General features: G+C 45.6%; 1 protein-coding gene. It reads right to left on the reverse strand.

Annotated features, from left to right (window positions below; translation table 11 throughout):
• Window positions 1–1,607: MBG domain-containing protein (locus DDT91_RS20360; RefSeq protein WP_187178042.1), on the reverse strand; the 1,607-nt coding region annotated here is incomplete at both ends.

A 1,607-nucleotide genomic window follows, 5' to 3' on the forward strand; every position in this document is an offset into this window, starting at 1 on the left:
GTAAAACAACCTTCTACCGTCTCTGTCAAAGACCTGTACCCTGCCCCCTCGGAAATATTTCAGATCAGGAATACCCCAAGTGTCGTTCACGCCGTCTCCGTTTGGTGAGAAGGTATTGAATACCTCAATTTCTTCGATATCCTTACGGTCTCTGGTGATAATGAAGGACTTTTCAATCACATTTCCATCTCGGTCAGTGACCCGGACTACAATTGTAAACTCAGTCACTCCTGCTGCTTCATCCGCGCTGCTCCAGAACAGGATGTCGGAGTTGATTTCGAAATAGCCATTGTCAGCTGCTCCCGGTACTAACTCTACCGTATGAATATCATCAAATTCATCAATAACCGTGAAGAACCCAATGTCCTGGAAGAACACGTTTGAATTCGGTATAAATTGATTGTTGGAGAGATTGATATCCGTTGGCGCGGGTTTTGGTAGCACAATGACCTGCAATACTGCTTTCTGACCGGATGGATTGAGTATTCCTGCCGGAAGGTTTACTGTTCCAAAGATGGTGTAAGTACCTCGCTTGAACACATTTAGCGTGGAACTATCCCAAACGACTTCATAGGTTAGAATTTGACCGTCCTGCGTCAGCACATCGACCTGATTTGGTAAGACAGGTTCTTCAGACCACGAAGTAGTGATATCCCCACCTGTCAGGAATTCGGCCAGTTGAGCTGGAATAATCTCCAATTCACTGCCTACAAACTCAATCTGATAGTTGCCTCCCGCATCCAATGTGCCTTGGTTAATTGAGTAGATCCCGACTGTTTCACCTTGTACTCGAGTCAAACCACCCGTCAGGATCGCTTCCGTATCTGAAAGTTTAAATCCATTGGCCTTGAAGGTCAATTCTGGGTCTTGATTTCCGAAAATCTTACTCTTGGAATCCGCTATAATTACTAACACGGCTGGATTAACTGTCAAGCTTCCATTGACCAAGGTGATCGCATAGTTCTGATCTGATCCGCCACTTAGCGTGATTGGATAAGTACCCACATTCGATCCTTGTGTTGCGATTGTGCTGATGCTTGGTAAAGTTGTCACTTGCGTATCGCCATTGACCAAACCAGTATAGCTAAAGGTCAGAGCAGGATTTGCATCGCCGTACACTTTTGACTTGTCATCCGCCGTGATCGTTATAGCTTTTTGACCAATTGTCAAGGTTCCGTTGACCAGAGTGATCGCATAGTTTTGATCCGATCCACCGCTTAGCGTGATTGGATAAGTACCCACATTCGATCCTTGTGTTGCGGTTGTGCTGATGCTTGGTAAAGTTGTCACTTGGGTATCGCCATTTACCAGACCATTGTAACTGAAGGTCAAGACTGGATTCGCTTCGCCATACACTTTCGACTTATCATCCGCCGTGATCGTCAAAGCTTTTTGACCAACTGTTAAGATGCCGTTCACCAAAGTGATCGCATAGTTCTGATCTGATCCGCCGCTTAGCGTGATTGGATAAGTGCCCACATTCGATCCTTGGGTAGCAGTAGTACTGATGCTTGGTTCGGTAGTCACTTGTGAATCTCCATTGACCAGGCCATTGTAACTGAAGGTCAAAGGTGGATTCGCTTCTCCATACACTTTCGACTTATCAT

The organism is Algoriphagus sp. AK58, from assembly GCF_014324365.1.
GTDB lineage: Bacteria > Bacteroidota > Bacteroidia > Cytophagales > Cyclobacteriaceae > Algoriphagus.